The 18,482-nt window shown below is 31.0% G+C and carries 13 protein-coding genes and 1 tRNA gene; 8 read left to right on the top strand and 6 right to left on the bottom strand.

The annotated features are described in order from the left end of the window. Positions 1–127 precede the first annotated feature (127 nt). The gene (locus MRZ80_RS03895) at positions 128–1,003 is read right to left on the bottom strand and encodes an ARMT1-like domain-containing protein (protein ID WP_292536342.1); all 876 of its coding nucleotides are present in this window, start codon (positions 1,001–1,003) and stop codon (positions 128–130) included. Between the two features lie 318 nt (positions 1,004–1,321). Here MRZ80_RS03895 and MRZ80_RS03890 point away from each other — a divergent pair, with 318 nt between their 5' ends. The 5 genes from MRZ80_RS03890 (at position 1,322) to cfbC (ending at position 6,147) form a co-directional block, all read left to right on the top strand. Beyond that, positions 1,322–1,870 (top strand): flavodoxin family protein, encoded by a 549-nt coding sequence (locus tag MRZ80_RS03890; RefSeq protein WP_292536341.1) that lies wholly within the window; start codon positions 1,322–1,324, stop codon positions 1,868–1,870. 18 nt (positions 1,871–1,888) lie between these two features. After that, on the top strand, positions 1,889–2,437 hold the full coding sequence (locus MRZ80_RS03885; protein WP_292536339.1) for a flavodoxin family protein: 549 nt from the start codon (positions 1,889–1,891) through the stop codon (positions 2,435–2,437). A 191-nt stretch (positions 2,438–2,628) separates the two neighbouring features. Continuing rightward, a complete protein-coding gene (gene purF, locus MRZ80_RS03880) occupies positions 2,629–4,044 on the top strand; it encodes an amidophosphoribosyltransferase (RefSeq protein ID WP_292536337.1) in 1,416 nt (471 codons plus the stop codon). A gap of 92 nt (positions 4,045–4,136) precedes the next feature. Next, on the top strand, positions 4,137–5,354 hold the full coding sequence (locus tag MRZ80_RS03875; RefSeq protein WP_292536335.1) for a peptidase U32 family protein: 1,218 nt from the start codon (positions 4,137–4,139) through the stop codon (positions 5,352–5,354). 4 nt (positions 5,355–5,358) lie between these two features. Next, entirely contained in the window at positions 5,359–6,147 is a 789-nt protein-coding gene (gene cfbC, locus MRZ80_RS03870) for a Ni-sirohydrochlorin a,c-diamide reductive cyclase ATP-dependent reductase subunit (RefSeq protein ID WP_292536333.1), read from the top strand. A gap of 35 nt (positions 6,148–6,182) precedes the next feature. On the opposite strand, the gene MRZ80_RS03865 is transcribed toward cfbC, so the two are convergent. Next, positions 6,183–6,638: a GIY-YIG nuclease family protein gene (locus tag MRZ80_RS03865; RefSeq protein ID WP_292536332.1), complete on the bottom strand. Its 456-nt coding sequence runs from the start codon at positions 6,636–6,638 to the stop codon at positions 6,183–6,185. A gap of 78 nt (positions 6,639–6,716) precedes the next feature. Between MRZ80_RS03865 and MRZ80_RS03860 the strand changes: the two genes are divergently transcribed. After that, on the top strand, positions 6,717–7,127 hold the full coding sequence (locus tag MRZ80_RS03860; protein ID WP_292536331.1) for a DUF371 domain-containing protein: 411 nt from the start codon (positions 6,717–6,719) through the stop codon (positions 7,125–7,127). Between the two features lie 51 nt (positions 7,128–7,178). On the opposite strand, the gene MRZ80_RS03855 is transcribed toward MRZ80_RS03860, so the two are convergent. The 3 genes from MRZ80_RS03855 to rfbD form a co-directional block, all read right to left on the bottom strand. Next, positions 7,179–9,830, bottom strand: a complete 2,652-nt coding sequence (locus MRZ80_RS03855; protein WP_292536329.1) for a hypothetical protein — start codon at positions 9,828–9,830, stop codon at positions 7,179–7,181. Positions 9,831–10,195: 365 nt separating this feature from the next. Then, positions 10,196–10,279, bottom strand: a tRNA-Leu gene (locus MRZ80_RS03850). 141 nt (positions 10,280–10,420) lie between these two features. Further along, positions 10,421–11,287 (bottom strand): dTDP-4-dehydrorhamnose reductase, encoded by an 867-nt coding sequence (gene rfbD / locus MRZ80_RS03845; RefSeq protein WP_292536327.1) that lies wholly within the window; start codon positions 11,285–11,287, stop codon positions 10,421–10,423. Between the two features lie 108 nt (positions 11,288–11,395). Between rfbD and rfbB the strand changes: the two genes are divergently transcribed. Together rfbB and MRZ80_RS03835 are read left to right on the top strand one after the other, a co-directional pair. Next, entirely contained in the window at positions 11,396–12,349 is a 954-nt protein-coding gene (gene rfbB / locus MRZ80_RS03840) for a dTDP-glucose 4,6-dehydratase (RefSeq protein ID WP_292536930.1), read from the top strand. 160 nt (positions 12,350–12,509) lie between these two features. Continuing rightward, complete coding sequence (locus MRZ80_RS03835) at positions 12,510–12,653, top strand: hypothetical protein (RefSeq protein WP_292536326.1); 144 nt, start codon at positions 12,510–12,512, stop codon at positions 12,651–12,653. A 272-nt stretch (positions 12,654–12,925) separates the two neighbouring features. On the opposite strand, the gene MRZ80_RS03830 is transcribed toward MRZ80_RS03835, so the two are convergent. Further along, on the bottom strand, positions 12,926–18,454 hold the full coding sequence (locus MRZ80_RS03830) for a cobaltochelatase subunit CobN (RefSeq protein ID WP_292536325.1): 5,529 nt from the start codon (positions 18,452–18,454) through the stop codon (positions 12,926–12,928). Positions 18,455–18,482 lie beyond the last annotated feature (28 nt).

Genomic DNA, 18,482 nt, shown 5'->3' with positions numbered 1-18,482 from the left:
CTTCAACACATAACACCCTTTTTTTATTCTTTTTTTAGCATGATATCTATATGTCATGAACTATTTTTTTATGAAAAAAATTAGATTTAATATAAAAATGGTAGGTGGGGAGAGGTAATATATGAATCTAGTTATCTGATAGATCTCTTTTTATTACAACATTACTTTTAAGTGGTACACCAACATCATCTGATATTACTTGACATTTTGTGTTAAGAAGGAAGTATACTGGTGTTTTTATGTTCATCTCTGTTAGTCCTTCATAGTTTCCCATACCTTTACTTATTATAATATCTGATGTGTCAATAAGTTCTTTAAGTTCATCTGATATGTAGTCTTCAACTACTCCTACTGATGCTGCACCTGTTGTTATTAGTTTTGCATACTTGTCAAGTTCAAGTTTCTGTGCATCTGGTAGTAGTGCATCGTTAAGTATAGGATTTTCCTTTAGTGCAAGTGTTATATTTACATCGTAGTCTTGTTTTATTTTTTCAATTAATAATTTATCAAATACTATTTCTCCACCATTATCAGCTAAATATAGTATGTTTTGTGAATTTCTTAGTGCTTCATCTAGTTTGTCTATATCATTTATTACTGGTGGTTGTGTTAGTTGTTGTTTTATCATTGCTTCCATATCAGTATCCTGAGTTAGAGCACCAAAGTCTATTATATTTCCTACTACTGCTATTTGCACATAGTTTGCAAAGCTTGGATCATCATCTAATACTTTTTTCATTGAAGGTATGAGTTTTTCTGCAACATTATTTCCCATCTCTCTGAGTACTTTGTATGGGTCGTTGTTGTCTGTTAGTTTCATTATTTCATGATGCATATCTGTTCCTAGCTTGTTTGATCGTACATTTTCTTTAAAGTTTTCATTTAAATATTCTAGTATTTTTAGTGTTACTTGCATTCTTTTATCTTCATCATCTAGTGCATGTTCTATTGCTTCTGATGCTTGTCTCATCATACATGGTGCACATTCATAGTTTACTTTCATTTTTTCAAGTTTCCTTTTTTCTTTATTTGAATCTTTTATAATAATATTATATTTGTATTTTATAGTATATATTGAAGTTTTTTAAGGAAATTTTAATATTTCTTATTTTTTTTAAGAAAGTTTGTATTATCTTTTTTATAGTCATAATATTCTTTTTAAATATGATATAATGATTAACAATATATTTTTTTATCAAATAAGGGTAATTTAGGGATTATTTTAGTATTTACTGTTCTTTTAAGTGTTTTAGGTTTGTTAAACATTCATAATATTTAAATACTATATTTAACAATGTATAAACATAATAGGTGATTTTAAATGAAAATTATAGGAATAGCATCAAGCCCAAGAGGCGAAGCAAGTAACTCAACAATAGCATTAAAAACAGCATTAGATGCAGCAGAAGCAAAAGGAGCAGAAGTAGAAATCTTCAACATAGCAGAAATGGAAATTTCAGACTGTCACGGAGATAACTACTGTAAAGCACACGGTGATGAATGTGCAATCAAAGATGGAATGGATCCAATATATGAAGCAATCAAAGAATGTGACGCATTAGTTCTTGCATCACCAATATACTTCTTTGACTTAACAGCAAGAACCAGAGCATTCATCGACAGATTATATGCATTCTACATGACACCATTTACAGAAAACTACGGTGCAAAAAAATTCTCACTCATCACAACACAAGGAATGCCTGATGAAAGTGCATTTAAAGCAGCAATGGATCTTGCAGCACAAGCATTTGCAACAATAGGCTTTGAAGTTGTAGATGTAGAAGCATTTGGAGACGGAAACCAACCAAACAGCTTAACTGATGAACAAGTAGAAAAAGCTAAAAAAATCGGAGAAAACTTATTATAAACCAGCATGTGATTTCACATGAAAATAATAGGTATAACATCCAGTCCAAGAGGAAAAGGAAGTAATTCAACAACAGCATTAAATCTAGCATTGGATGTAGCAAAAGATAATGGTGCTGATGTTGAAATCTTTGATCTAACAAAGATGAATATAGCAGACTGTCAAGGAGATGACTATTGTAAATCACACAATGGTGAATGTCCAGTAAATGATGACATGCAACAGCTATATAGTGCACTTAAAGAATGTGATGGAGTAGTTTTAGCATCACCAATATACTTCTTTGACCTAACAGGAATAACTAGAATATTTATTGATAGACTATATGCATTCTATCTTTCAACATTTCCAGAAGAATATAAAGGTAAGAAGTTTTCAATAATAACAACACAAGAAATAGCAGATGAAGATGAATTCAGAGCATCTGCAGAACTTGCAGCAAAAGGATTTGAATCACTTGGATTTAAAATTATGGATATTGAATGCTTTGGAGATGTTAATGAACCAAATAGTCTATCTGATGAACAAATAAAAAGAGCACAGAAACTTGGAGAAAACTTATTATAAGTAAATACTCCACAACCCCTTAACCTCCTTTTTATAGTTTATAGTCTTAAAATCATTTCTTTTTATTAACTAATTTTTATTATTATTATTAACTGAAGTTTTAGTCATGTTTTATATACTAAAATTATAAGTATTGTTAAAAATAAAAATATAATTATACTTAAACCTAGATTTTTTTTTAAAGATAAGATATGGAGAGACATAAAGTGCAAAATGATTTGCAAGATAAATGTGGTGTTATAGGAATATATTCTCCTGATGAAAATGTTGAAGTTGCACCTTGGATATTATCAGGGTTACATACAATTCAACATAGAGGACAGGAATCAGCAGGAATTAGTGTTATAAAAAATGGTATAGTAAATACTCATGTAGGTATGGGACTTGTTGCTGATGTATTTAGTGATAATATAGTAGAACTTTTAAATGGACATATGGGTGTAGGACATGTACGTTATTCAACAACAGGAACATCATCCCATGAAAATTGTTCACCATTTGTTGAAGAAACAGAACATCTACAAATATCAATGGCACACAATGGTGACATTGTAAATTCAGAAATACTCAGAAAACAGTTAATTGATGATGGATTTAAATTTAAGTCAAATACTGATTCTGAAGTTATCTGTCATTTAATACTCAGAGAATATCCTAAAACAAAAGATATAATTGCAACACTTAAAAGTGTATGTGGAATGTTAATAGGATCATATGCACTGGTATTATTATTAAATGGAAAACTATATGCAATATGTGATCCACTGGCAATGAAGCCATTATCACTTGGTATGGATGATAGATTCACAGTACTAGCATCAGAAACTGTGGCATTTGATTCAATTGGTGTAGATTATGTTCGTACACTACAACCTGGAGAAATACTAGAAATTGATGAAGATGGAAATGAAACAAGCTACTTTTTAGATACACCTGATCATACAGCAAATTGTATGTTTGAATACTTATACTTTGCAAGACCAGACAGTACAATATTTGATAAAAGTGTATATGATGTAAGATTAAAAGTTGGAGAAAAGCTTGCAGAAGAATATCCAATAGATGCAGATGTTGTAATTGCAGTACCTGACTCATCAATACCTGCAACACTAGCATATGCGAAGAAATCAGGAATACCATATGCTGAAGGATTAATTAAAAACAGATATGTTGGACGTACATTTATTATGCCAACACAGGAAGATAGAGAAATTGCTGTAAGACTTAAAATGAATGCAGTAACATCACAAATTAAAGATAAACGTGTTATTGTAATAGATGACAGTGTTGTACGTGGAACAACATCAAAAAGTATTATAAAAATGCTACGTAAAGCTGGAGCAAAAGAGGTTCACCTTCTTGTTGGATGTCCTGAAATTATATCACCATGTTATTATGGTGTTGATATGGCAACAAAAGATGAACTTTTAGCAGTTGGTAAGACCAATGAAGAAATCAGAGATGCAATTGGTGTAGATTCAGTACATTATATTAGTATTGATGGACTTGTTGATGCAATAGGAACACCATATGATGATCTTTGTTTAGGATGTATTACAGGTAATTATCCAACTGTTATACCAGAAGAACTAGAAGATGAATTCTAGATTCTAAAAATTTCTTTTCTTTTTTTTTATTAAATTTTATTTTTTTTATATAATTTTTAGCTTATAATTTTAATTAAGGAGTTATTATTTTTATGGTTGAATTACTAGCACCAGCAAGAGATAAAAGATCACTCATGGCTGCAATAAACAATAAAGCTGACAGTATCTATGTTGGAGTTGAAGGCTATAATATGCGTGCAAATGTAGCAAATATAGCAGTTGATGAAATAAAAGATTATGTAGATATTTGCCATGATCATGATGTAAAATTATATGTATGTACAAATACTATTGTAGATGATATGGGAGTGGAGTTATTTAAAAGTCAACTTCCAAAGCTTGAAAGTTTCAATGTTGATGCACTGATAATTTCAGATATGGGATTGATTAATATTGCAAATAAATCATCAATACCACTTCATCTTAGTATACAGGCAAATACAACAAATACAGAAGCATTAAAGTTATATAAGGATCTTGGAATTAGTCGTGCTGTACTTTCACGTGAATTATCACTACAGCAGATAAAAGAAATTAAGAAAAATTCACCAATTGAAATTGAAACATTTATTCATGGAGCAATGTGTGTTGCAATATCAGGGCGGTGCTTCCTTAGTTCATACTTCTATGATCGTAATGCAAATTGTGGTGAATGTCTGCAACCATGCCGTCAGGAATGGAAACTATCATCAACAGAAGATAAAGAATTAATACTAACTCAACCTGAAAATAATAGTATTGAACATTCAAGACTTCTAAGTCCACGTGATATGTGTATGATAGAACATGTTGATGATCTAATAGATGCTGGTATTGATGCTTTTAAAATAGAAGGACGTGCACGTGCTGCAGATTATGTTGCAACTGTTACACATACATATCATGAGGCAATAAAGTTATATGAAGAGGAACTTTGGAATGAAAAATCACAACAACTACTACCAGGATGGATGGAAGAACTATCATCTGTATTTAATCGTGGATTTGACACTGGATTTTACTACCGTGTTCCTAAAAAGATGAGCTTTGATAATAAGGCAACATATAAAAAAATTGACATAGGACAGGTTACAAATTACTATAAAAAAGTAGGTGTTGCTGAAATAAAGTTATGGTCAAAACTATCTGTTGGTGATGAAATAATAATTCAGGGAAATAAGACAGGAAGTGTGAATGAATCTGTAAAATCAATGCAAGTTGATGGTGAAAATATTAAAACTATAGATTCTGGACTTGTTGGAATAAAGGTTGATAATTTAGTTCGTGAAAATGATCATGTATACTTAAAAAAAGATATTAAGGAGGATTAAGTTTATGGTTTTAAAGAAAATTGCAATTTATGGTAAAGGTGGAATAGGAAAATCTACAACTGTTTCAAATATGGCAGCAGCATTTGATGGATTAACATTTGTTATTGGATGTGATCCTAAGGCTGATACAACACGTACACTTGTAGGTGAACGTATACCTACAATTCTTGATACAATGCGTGAAAATCGTAACTGTTCACTTGAGGATATTGAATTTGATGGATATAATAATACTCATTGTGTTGAATCAGGAGGTCCAGAGCCTGGTGTTGGATGTGCTGGTCGTGGTGTTATTGTTGCTATGCAGCTTCTAGATAAGCTTGGTGCATTTGATGATGATCCTGATGTTGTAATGTATGATGTTTTAGGTGATGTTGTATGTGGTGGTTTTAGTGTACCTCTTCGTGATGAGTATGCTGATGAGGTTTATATTGTAACTAGTGGTGAGTACATGTCACTTTATGCTGCAAATAACATTGCAAAAGGTATTGAAAAACTTAATGGTAAGCTTGGTGGTGTAATTTGTAACTGTCGTAATGTTGATCGTGAAGTTGAAATTGTCACTGAATTTGCACAGCGTATTTCAAGTCGTGTTATTGGTGTTGTTCCAAGATCTGATCTTGTACAAAAAAGTGAATATCAGGCAAAGACTGTTATTGAATCATTCCCAGAATCTCAACAAGCTGACATTTATCGTAAGTTAATTTGTGATATCATGGAAAATGATGATATTTCAACACCTAAACCTATGGGTGTTGAGGAATTTGAGGATTTCTTCTTTTCATATGTATAAAATCCTCACACCATACTCTTTTTTTTTGAATTAATTTATTCATACCATTTATATGCTGTGTATCCTATTTTTTCATATGACTTTATACTACTTCTTAGAGCTTCATCATAAGTATTAAAATAATATAAATGACTAGGACATTTACAATCAGAACATCCAAAATCTTTAATATAATCAGAGCTATCTTTAAGAATTTCACCTGCAATACTACATTCAATCTTCTCAGTACAATAGGTGTATATCACCTGATGTATTTTTGTATTTTTATCTAAAAGAAGGTAGTCAGCATGCCAATGTTTTTTCTTATCATCTGATAGATGTCTTTTTATACGACTTGAAAGTTTTCCAAGAGCAGATCCAACATAAACATAAAATCCCCTCCTAAAATCTATATCTCCTTTTGCACCAACTTTAATTGTGGTATCATTTTTCATCTCAATAATAAGACAATAATTACCCTTATCTGGAATGTCTATATTTTCATCTTTCATAATAATTTATTATTAAATAAGGAAATATAAAAATATAATTATATAAAATAAAAACTTTAAAGGGACGGTAGATTAAGTATGGAATTTTCATTTATAGCAAAAGGACATGAAAATGTAAAATCAGAACATAAATCAACATTTGAAATAACAACAGATAAAACACTAACACCACGTGGAGATTGTATAGTAGGTGTGGCAAGCAGGACAACACTAGAAGATATACCAACTGAAATAAGAGAAAAGATAATGACAGATAACACAAAAATTGAAATAATACTACAAACACCAAATAGTGAAGATAAAATCGTAGGCTATGGATCAGAAAAATTAACACTCAATCATCCATCAGATATGGTATGTCGAAAAAGTAACTTTACATGTAGCAGAACACTCATGATAAATGCAGATAAAGCTGCAGCAGATCTTGATGAAAAACTAGTAGATGATCTTAAAAATAGTTGTGATCTTAAAGTTACAATAAAAGTATAAAAAAAGAAATATTTTTTCTAAATAAAAAAGGGGAGGTTATGTAAAGTAGAATTAAATTCTACTTTCTAATACATTAGTTGGTTCTGTTATATTTAAAGCAACTGTAGATTTTTTGGTGTTATAATAATTATTTTCACCAAGTATAATTTCTATAGTATATTCTTTAGCACCCATATTACTGGTATCTATTGTAATGTTAAGATTTCCATTCATGATATATTTTTCTTTAGGTGTAAATTGTACTGATTTATTATTAATTTTCACTGCTATTTTTGTTTTTCCTTCAATAGCATTACCATATACATCGTATACTTGTGTAACTATTGTTGTATTTTCACCTTTATTAGTATTTATAGGTACATTTGGTATATCTAAATCTTTAATATCTGTTTTTACAACGCTAAGTTTTGAAATTTCTGATGCTCTGTTGAAGTATTTATCATTTGAATATACAACTTCAAGATCATAGTCTTGTGCTTTAAGTCCACCTGCAACTGCTGTATTTATTTCTGCTTTTCCATTAACAACATTGAATTTTAATGTATTTCCATCTGCATCTTTTAATGTTTTACCATTAACTTTAGCAATTACAAATCCACCATTTACAAGTTTTCCATCGTCATCTTTAACTGTTATATTTGCTGTAATATTTCCTTTTGTTGTTGTATTAATTGGACTTATTTCAATTGTTGCATCACGTATAATAATTGTTAAATATGTGTATAATCTACGTTCATTATATCTGTTATTTCCTGCTATAATTACTTCCATGTAGTAGTCATTACATTTCATTTTTTCTGTGTTAACTGTAATGTTAACTTTACCATCAATTACTTCTGCTGCTTCAACTACTGTTTTTCCACCTATTTTTACTGATACTTTTGTTTTTCCATAAACTTGTTGTCCAAATTCATCTGTTAGATTTAATTCTATTGTTGTATTTGTAAGTGCTTTTGTTGTGTATTCTGGAAGTTCCATGTAATAGTCAAGGTCTGTTCTTTCAATTGTAAAGCTTCTTTTAGCTTCTTTTGAAACGTTACCATTTTTATATACAGCTACAAGTTTATAATCTCCAGTATTGTATCTGCCTTTAAGTTCATATTCTGTAAGTTTTGCAATACCATCTACTACATCTGATTGTATTGTTTTATTATTTTCATCTTTTAGTGTTACACCATTAATTTTAAAGATTACATATCCACCATTAATTAGTGTTTGATTGTCATCTTGAACTCTTACTGTTGCATTAAGTTTTGATGCTGTTTTTATATCATCACTTATTTCTGTAATTTTAACATTTGCTGGTGTTACATCAACTACTGCACTAAATGAATGTGATGAATATATATCTGTTGCTTGAGTATTTACAAATCCTGTGTAATGTCCTGCATCTACATTATCTGTTACTGTAAATGAAAGTTGACTATCTTTAACAATGGAAGGTAATCTATATTCATGTCCATTGTAGTCTGTTATAAATACTTCTACTGGAAGATCTTCAGTTATTGGATTTCCATGTTTATCATAAAGTTTTACTGTTGTTGTAACTTCAACTCCTTCAACTGTAGTTGTGTATGGAATTTGTATGTAATCATCAATACTTGCTTTAATTATGAGTCTAATTGAGCTGTTTGTAGCATTACCTGTTAATCCAGGGTAGTTAATTTCAATTATATGTGGATCTGCAACACTTTCTCCAAATTCATGTGTTGTATTTACAAATCCATCATCTATTGCAACAGGATCAGTTAGTGCTACTCCATTATCAATAAATGTTACATTATCATTACTTGTTAGTTTTTTATAATTAACTGGTGACATTAAATTTACTCTTGTTGTATCACCGTATGGTTTAACTTCATAGCTTATAATGGTATTTGTTAATGTAAATGTTACATTTTCACCAATAATCATGTTGTATCGTCTACTACCTTGTGCATATGTATCATCTGTTTCTTTATTGTCAATAAATGAAGAATTAATTAAATTTACAGATCCACCAAGAGCATAGATTGATCCTTTACATGAATTATCCATTGAAACATTAGTAAGTGTTAGTGTTGCATTATCTCCTGTCTGGTAAATTAATCCAGTATCTTCTATACCATCAGTTCTACAGTCACTAAAAGTTACATTTTCCATGTATATATGTCCATTTGAGTTGTTAATTACTGAAACGGTTTTAGGAGTGTATCCATATTTAAATCTTATATTATTAAGATATACTGTGAAACCATCTCCAACATTCATAAATATACCTTTAGAGTCCATACTTATTCTGTTGTTGTTTCCATTTATTATTAATGTTTTAATACTGTTTGATGATGTCCAGTTTAATAATTCATAGCCATCTTCAAGTCCCCAGTATCCTCCATCAATGTTGATTGTTGCGCTGTCTCCTGTTGTTTGTTGTTTTATTTCTTCAAATTTTTCGATAAGTCCAGCGTAGTCTTCAACTGTATATTCGTTGTCTTTTTTTTCTGTTTTTATATTATCATTATTACTTTTTTTAGTTTCAACTTCTTTAGTTTCGACTTTTTTATTTTCAGATTTTTTTATTTCTTTATTTATATTACTACTTTTTGTGGTTGTTTGTACACTTTCATCTGCTACTATATCAGTGTTGTGTGTTGCATCTACAGTAGTAGTGGTAGTGGTTGTAGTGTTATCATCAGCTGCTGTTGCTGCTGTGATTGTTACCATAAAAAAAGTAGGATAAATAGAAATGATAAGGTTTTTTTATTTTTTATCATTTAAGTTCACCTTTAACAGTTTTATCTAAATTCTTACTTTCTTAATTTGATGTTATTATATTATCTTTTAACAATATTATAGATTTTATTAATAAAAGTGTATTTATTATAGAAATTTAGAAATATTTAGTTTATTTGTTGTATTTTTTCAATTAAACTATATTATTTTAGATTGTTATCTTAAATTAGTAAGAAAAAATATTTTTTTTATAGAATTAGTTATTGTTAAAAAATTTAGATTAAGTTTGTTAAAAGTTTTAGAGAAAATAAATATTAAAATAAAAATTTGTTAAAATTAGTTTTTAAATTGTAAAGTGCGGGAGACGGGAATCGAACCCGCGAAGAGACTACCTCAATAGGCCCTCAACCTATCGCCTTTGACCGCTCGACCACCCCCGCATATATAAAAAATTAGTTTTTATACTTTGGATGGATTTTCCAATGCATGTTACTATGTCACTCTATAGCAACTATTATAAAGTTTAGTGATCATAGTATATATACTTTTCGGTTACATACTATGATCACAAAAAATATTACCTATAAATTCTCACAATCAGCCATACGTCTTAAAGACTCAGAACAAGTCTCCATTTTAAAATCAAGAACATCTTCAATTTTAGAAACATTAAGAGAAGAATCACGAGGTCTTGGAGCCTTCTGAATAAACTTATCAGAAGTAATAGGATTAATTAAACTCTCATCAAGATCAAATTCACTTGCAACTTTAAGTGCAAAATCATAACGACTAATAAGATCATTACCAGCAGTATGGAAAATACCATTAACATCACTTTTTGCAATAGCAAACATAGCTTCTGCTGCATTATCAGCATAGGTAGGAGAATTAATCTGATCTGTAACAATATTAACACTATTATGATTTCTTAACTCATCAATAAGCCAAGTAGTAAAATTATTACGCTCATGCCAACCATAAAGTACACTAACCCTTGCAATAGCCCAGTTAGATGAATACTTCTGTAGCATAACCTCACCTTCATACTTACTTTTTGCATAAATACCAAGAGGATTAACACTATCGTCTTCTGTGTAATTTCCAACCTCACCATCAAATACAAAATCAGTAGAAACATAAATTACCTTAGCACCAATATCTTCTGCAGTTTGAGCAATATATCCAGTTGCATTAGCATTAATATCATATGCCATGTCAACTTCATCTTCACACAAATCAACATTAGTCATAGCAGCAGCATGAATAATAACATCACAATCAGATCCACCAATAACATCAGCAACCTGACTTTTATCTGTAATATCACATTTAACACTATTATCCATACAATTAGAATTATGAGCTAAAATAACTTCATCATTATTATCTGCAACAGTAGCAATTCTCTGACCAAGTAAACCACTACCACCTGTTATAAAAAATTTCATAATAAAAGATATAATAAATTCAGATATAAAAAAATATTCATAATAATCTATTTTAATAAATTAAAAGATAAATAACTATAATAAACTAATAAAAAGACAGGGTGACTTATTTTGAAAATAATGATAACAGGTGCAGCAGGATTTATAGGATCAAATTTTGTACACTACATAGCAAATAAATACGATGATTATGAAATAACAGTACTAGATAAATTAACATATGCAGGAGACATGGCAAACCTTGATGGTGTAGATGTTAAATTTATAAAAGGAGATATAGCATCACAAAAAGATGCAGCAGATGCAATGAAAGATGCAGACTATGTAGTAAACTTTGCAGCAGAAACACATGTTGATAAATCAATAGAAGACCCAGCATCATTTGTAAAATCAGATGTACTAGGAACACAAAACCTACTAGAACTTGTACGTAAATACGACATAGAACGCTACATACAAATATCAACAGATGAAGTATATGGTAGTATACAGGAAGGATCATTTAAAGAAACAGATAACATAGATCCATCAAGTCCATACTCTGCAAGTAAAGCAGGAGGAGACATGCTAGTAAGTGCATACTACAAAACATATGACATACCAGTAATAATAACAAGAAGCAGTAACAACTTCGGACCAAGACAATTCCCAGAAAAACTCATACCACTATTTATACTAAAAGCATTAAATGACCAACCACTACCAGTATATGGGGATGGAAAAAATGTACGAGACTGGATCTATGTAGAAGACAACTGTGCAGGAGTAGACACAGTACTACACAAAGGAAAAATAGGAGAAGTATACAATATTGGTGGAGGAAATGAGAAAAACAACCTCGAAATAACAAAACTAATACTTGAAAAACTAAACAAACCAGAAAGTCTCATAAAACACGTAGATGATCGTCTAGGACATGACAGAAGATACTCACTCGATGCATCAAAAACAAAAAAACTTGGATGGGAACCAAAATGGAAATTTGAAGATGCAATGGAGCAAACAGTAAACTGGTACAAAGAAAATGCACAACGATTATATCCAAAAGTAGAAAACTTATAGAAATATAAATTATAACTTCACCACCTCAATACCCCTTTTTTTTAAAATATAAAATTTAAATTATATTCATGTATTCATCTATAGTGGTAAAGCATTCATACTTGAAAGTTAACTTTATCATAAATTTGAATACAAACACCTAAATAAAATTAAAACACATATGAAATTCTTTAAATTAGAACCTAGTGATATAGAGCAAGTAGTTAAAAAACATAAACAAAACACTTATAGTTTCACACTTAAACCTGAAGCTGAAGAATACTATGAAACTATGAAAATTGAAGAGCAACAAAAAACACTATAAGTTGTTCTTTTCTTTCAACCTCTTTTTTTTTATTTAAATTATTAATTATTAAATTATTATTAAAATTAGACTACTACTTTTTTTTGTGGTGAGGATATTAAAAAAAATTTACATTATTTTAGAAATCATTTTTTTTATTTTATAGAGATATTTTTAGGAATCACTATTCAATATACACTAAAAAAAATAAAAAAAATAAAAAAATGGGGGGATTTTATTTTTTTAAATTAACTTTTCTTTCAAAGTATGATGTAATTTATAATTTGATTCAATTATCCATCCCTAGGATTTCTTTTAAGGAATCCTGTAAGGAATATTAATGCAAGTAGTACGATTGCAATAAGATAACCGAGTGAAATTTCAGCCTGAGATGATGCTTTCTGTCCACCAGAAGCTGATACTTCTAGAACTGTTGCTGTTGCACTTGTAGTTCCAGCAGGTGCTGAAGCTGCTGATGCTTGTGAAGATGATGATTCAGCTGCTGATGCTGCTTCATCTGATGCTGGTGATTCACCTGCTGTTTTATCTCCATTACCTGTTGCATTTCCTTGGTTATTGTTTGCTTGACCATTAGCATTGTTGTTACCATTGCTGGTACCATTTGTTGCATTTTGGCCTGTACTATTTCCATTTGTTCCATTTGATGTTTGGTTACCGGTATTATTACCAGTATTATTACCAGAGTTAGGTTTATCATTTCCACTACTTTGTCCTGATTGACCTGTCATCTGGCTTATAGCTGCACTGCTACTACTTCCTGATGATGAAGATCCTGAACCTTGATATTGAGAATTAGGATCTGATACTCCATTATCTCCATATCCTTGGAAACTTGAGTCACCAATTTGAGTACCGCCATTGCTACCAGTACCGTTACCTTCTCCACCAGAACCTGAACCAGCTCCATTTCCAGAGTCACCAGTTCCAAGAACTGTACCTGTTTTTGTAGCTGAGTAGTACTGTTGTGAGTATCTTTCTAAACCTTTTACACCAAATTGAGAACCTGTTTTTAAAATCCATTCATGCAAGTTTACGTTACCACATGTGTGGTGACAACATGCAACTCCATATTTATTTGCACCATCAACATATTTCTGGATTAAGTCTTTCATTAGCTTATTGTCATTTGTTTTCCAATAATTATTCATTGCTAATGTCATTGCCCATCCAGTCATAGATTGCATAGCATATGATTTATAGTCAGCATCTGCTACGAGGTAGTCACTATATACAACAGTTTTAACAACATTGGTAAATAATTCATTACTTATAAGTCCTGTATTATTTCCTTTGTTTGTTTGATGGATAGCTTTACCATTTTCATCTTCAGCATATTTCTGGGTTGTAAAGATTGATTTTATAAGGTTTTCAAAGTTTTGTGATAGCTGGTTCCATCCACCAATTGAGGATGTCATAGCTTGTAACCATTGTGGGTTTGTAATTGTACCCATTACTTCTTTACTTACCTCTTGTGAAATAGTGTTTGTTACAACGTTATTTTTATTACGTATATCAAGTAACATTGTATTTGGTACTGCTCCATGTACATTTGCTGCATTTAGTAATCCTCCAAACCAGTCAGTATAATCGTCTGAGTCAAGATATCTCCATGTACTGTCAAGGTTTTGTATAACAAGATCAACGTGTGAAAGTAGATATACAAATGCTGCTTTTTCTGCAGGTTTAACAACTATGTTTCCACTTGCATCAACAGTCCAAGCATTTGAAATTCTTGATTCATATACACTTGCTGCCTCATAACTTACTCCATCTGAGGAGTTTTGCCAGGATGCAATGTTGTTTAGAAGATCTGATACTCCTGTACCTTCAAGTTTTGGACCGTTAAGTCCAAATAGTCTATAGGTGGAGTTGTTCTTTTCAAGATGTTTTAAGACATAGTTGTCATCTACACTTTCATTTAACTTACTTACAAGTTGTGTTGCATTATACATTAATCCTATCCATTGAGGGTTATTTGTAACAATTGTTGCAAATACATCGATTCTTGGACGTTGATATACTGTACCATCAACTGTGAGTGTAAGCTCATCTAGTGGCATTACTTCAATTCCTGTTACTTTTCCACTTTGATCCCATACAGGTTTTACTCCAAGTAGGTATAGGAATTGAGCAATACTTACACCTTCTGTACGAAGTACTTCTGTACCCCATATTACTTCTGCAACAAGTTCAGGATATGTGTCTTCACCTAAGTCTCTCATGTATTTAATTAATGTTTCATCAACAGTTTTTACTGCTGTTGACCATGCAGCCTTACTTGGCATTTTTGATGTATCACTTGAATACATTGCTCTACCAGTAGGAATTACATCTGATAATGCTGGATCACCAGATAGACCAGGTTGTACATATCCACCACTTAATGCTCCAAGTATGGAATTCCATTCCATGTTATCTCGTACTCCTTCAATTAATCCTTTAATTTGAAGAAGATCTTCATAAAATGGACTGCCTTGTTTCTGGTTTACTTCTCCTGCAATAGTATTTACCATAGCAAGTGATGTATCTTTTACAAGACGTGTTACTATATTTTCAAGTGTTGCTTCTATGTTTTTTTGTTGTTCAAGGAAGCTTGTTGATTTAATCTTTTTATAGTAATCTCCATCTATTTGATAGTAGAGTTCCATGATATGTTGTAGTATTTCTGTTCTTGAAGATGCAATGGTTTTTATACCTTGAACCATTTCTGTATCATTCCATACATATCCAAGTGTATGTACACCATATGTTATTGTATCTCCACTTAAACTTTCAAGTTTTTCATGTAATGTTTGTAGCCATGCTTCAAATGCTTCTTGACTTGTTACATATGTATACATTTTATCTAGGTATTCATCAAATGTAAGGTTATGTAATGTGAAGTTGAAGTATTGATACATGGATTTATTAAGTGATTCTGATAAGTTAAAGATTGAACTTTTACTTAATTCCATGAGCATTATATCGTTCATATCACGTGCATACTTATATTGTGTGATGTTTTCCTGCATTTTAAGGAAGTTTGCTGTTGGGAAACTACTATTTGTTGAGGTAATATTTAATATTAACTCTTTGTAGTATGCCATGTTGCTTTCATCACCAATTTTTTTGTTATTATCATAATTTGATATAGCATCACTAAGTTGTGAGTATTCACCATATAATGTTGAAGCTGTTGTTACAGGAGTCATGTGTGTAATAACTTGAGCGAAGCTTCTTTCTTTTGCAGTCATACCTTCTCCAGGGTTAGATACAATGTATGGATATATAATAGGTACTTCTGTTAATTGGAAGGTCCAATCACTACTTTGAAGTCCAAGATTACGTCCTGGAAGCCATTCAAGGGTTCCGTGTGTACCCATACTTATTATAGCATCTGTACTTGATCCTTTAACACCTTGGAAGTATTGGTATAGGTATTTATAGAAGGCTACATATTGTTGTGGTGGTGCAAGTGTATCACTGTGGTAATCAGCTACTGAATCCCAACCTCTTGCAGGTTGTGATGTTATGAAAACATTACCAAGATAGAATCCTGGAATAAGAATTGATGAATTGTTATAGATCATTGATCCATTTCCAAGACCTGTATTCCATGACTTTATCATTTGATCTTGTAAGTTTTTAGGTAGTTGATTAAACATTACTTCAAATTCAGATTTACTGATAAGTTGATGATTTTTAGTGATTGTAGCATTGTTTTCTTTGATATATTTTTCAAGGAAACCTTGTGCCCATCCACCTTTGTTACCAGCATCAATCATCATTGTAGTTAATTCTTCTGCTGTAGGAATATCTTTAATATCCATTCCTAGGTCATATCCTTGGAGTGCAAGTTGTACAAGTAAATCATGTGTACTTGTAAATACATCAAGATATGATGCACCTATGTTTGCTTTTCCTGGTGGATAATCATAAACCATAATGGTAATTTTTTTATCTGAATTTTTCTTTTCTTTAAGATTTGCCCAACCTTTTACAAGCTGTACATGTTTTTTAACACTTTCACTTATAATTACTGTTTTTCCATCATCATCAATATATGATATTGGAATAGGTCCAATAATACCTTCAAATTCTGGAATTGTAACTTGGTATGTCCATTCTGATTGTGGTCCATATTCACTTTCATAACTTTTTTTACTAATACCTGATAGTGCATTTAGTATTGTTATGTTAGTTTTTAGGTATGAATTAACAGTTGTGTTTGTATTCATTGTTGAATATGATGTTGACCATCCATAAAGTGAACTTCCAGCACTAATTCCACGTTTTAAACCTTTTGTTGCTGCAATTTCAAGTAATTCGGTCATTGATGGAGTTGTAGTAGCATACTGATATAAACAAAATACTGGTTTACCTTGTTTTTCAAATTCTTTAATTAATGCTTCTACTTCTGCTGTAGTTTCATAGTAGCTTATAATTACAACAAATGGACCTTTAAGATTTACATTCTTATTATACCATGTTTCGAAGTTTTGAAGTAACTCGACTGGATCTTGATGTTCAACAATCCAGTGGTTATAATAGTTTGTCATCCAGTTAAGACTTCCTGCACCATCTGCATTGTATCCTGGATCTATATGAATCCATTTATTAATTAACTCTGCATCTGGTGATGGAACTGTTCTTGTATAACCTGGGTAGTATACACCCCATTGTGGTCCTGGCATTCTTGGTCCATTACCTACAAGTGTAGGATTTATGTCAGTTTCTCCAAGAAGGAATCTGATATAGTCAAGCATATTTTGCATGTTAATTCTTGTTACAGTTTCATTTTTGGTAGCTTCTGCTTGCCAATATGAACCCATATATGTATTTTCTATTGAATGTGGGTTATTTCCTAGATATCCCCATCCAAGTGATAGTAGCATAGCATCATTATACATACCAAAGGTATATGCTATCATATGATTTTTGGAAGCTGGAGAGTCTCGTATAAGGTTAGGATCTACTCCAAATCCAAGTCCTTGGCTGTACATGTCAACTAGTATGAAGTTTGCATAATCTAGCATCCAATGTGCAGATGTATCATATGTACTATCTAGGTTGTATGATTCAAGGAACAAGATACGATCACTTAAACTTTTAAGAATTTGTATCTTCTTATATTGTCCCTCTTCTAGTCCTTGACTTGATGTTATAAATACTATATCTGGTATAAATACATGGTTCATTAGAACTGTTTCATTGGTGATTGTTATTTCTTCATCACCTGCAAGATATGTACCATATTCATATTTTACTTTATATTTTCCTGGATTTAGTTTGCTAAAGATATAATTACCTTTTTCATCTGATTTTGTTGTAGCTATGAGTTTACCTTTTGCATCATAAAGTGTTACTTTAGCATCCTTAACTCCGTAACCGTCTTCTTCACCACCAACATATTTTCCTGTTGTTTTGTTTAATACGCAAGTTACATTACCTTGTATATTATACTTGGTGCTTTCGGTTTTAATTACTTTTACTGAGTCAGTTTTGATTTGTTTGTTTGTTGTTGGAACTTTAATGTTTCCATTATCGTCTTGTTGAGTTATATTGTCTTTTGATTCTTTAGCAGATTTAGTTGTAGTAGTAGTTGTTGATTGTTTATCTGTACTGCTACTTTTTTTCTGCTTTATATTTTTAGTTTCAGTTTGTTTTGATACCGTCGTTGGTTCTTTTAATGATAATTTATCTATATTATCATCAGTTGCTAGTGTTGGTATGTCTGCTGTTGTATTATTTAGTTGTTCTATTGTTGTTTGTGTGTTATTGTTTTGTGTTTCTTGTGCATTTACTGCCGTTATACAAATCAAAATTATAAAAATCATCATACATAATGAA

The sequence above is a fragment of the Methanosphaera sp. genome (genome assembly GCF_022768985.1).
Lineage (GTDB): Archaea > Methanobacteriota > Methanobacteria > Methanobacteriales > Methanobacteriaceae > Methanosphaera.
Note: the sequence above shows the minus strand (reverse complement) of the source record. Positions and strands in the feature narration are given on the sequence as shown.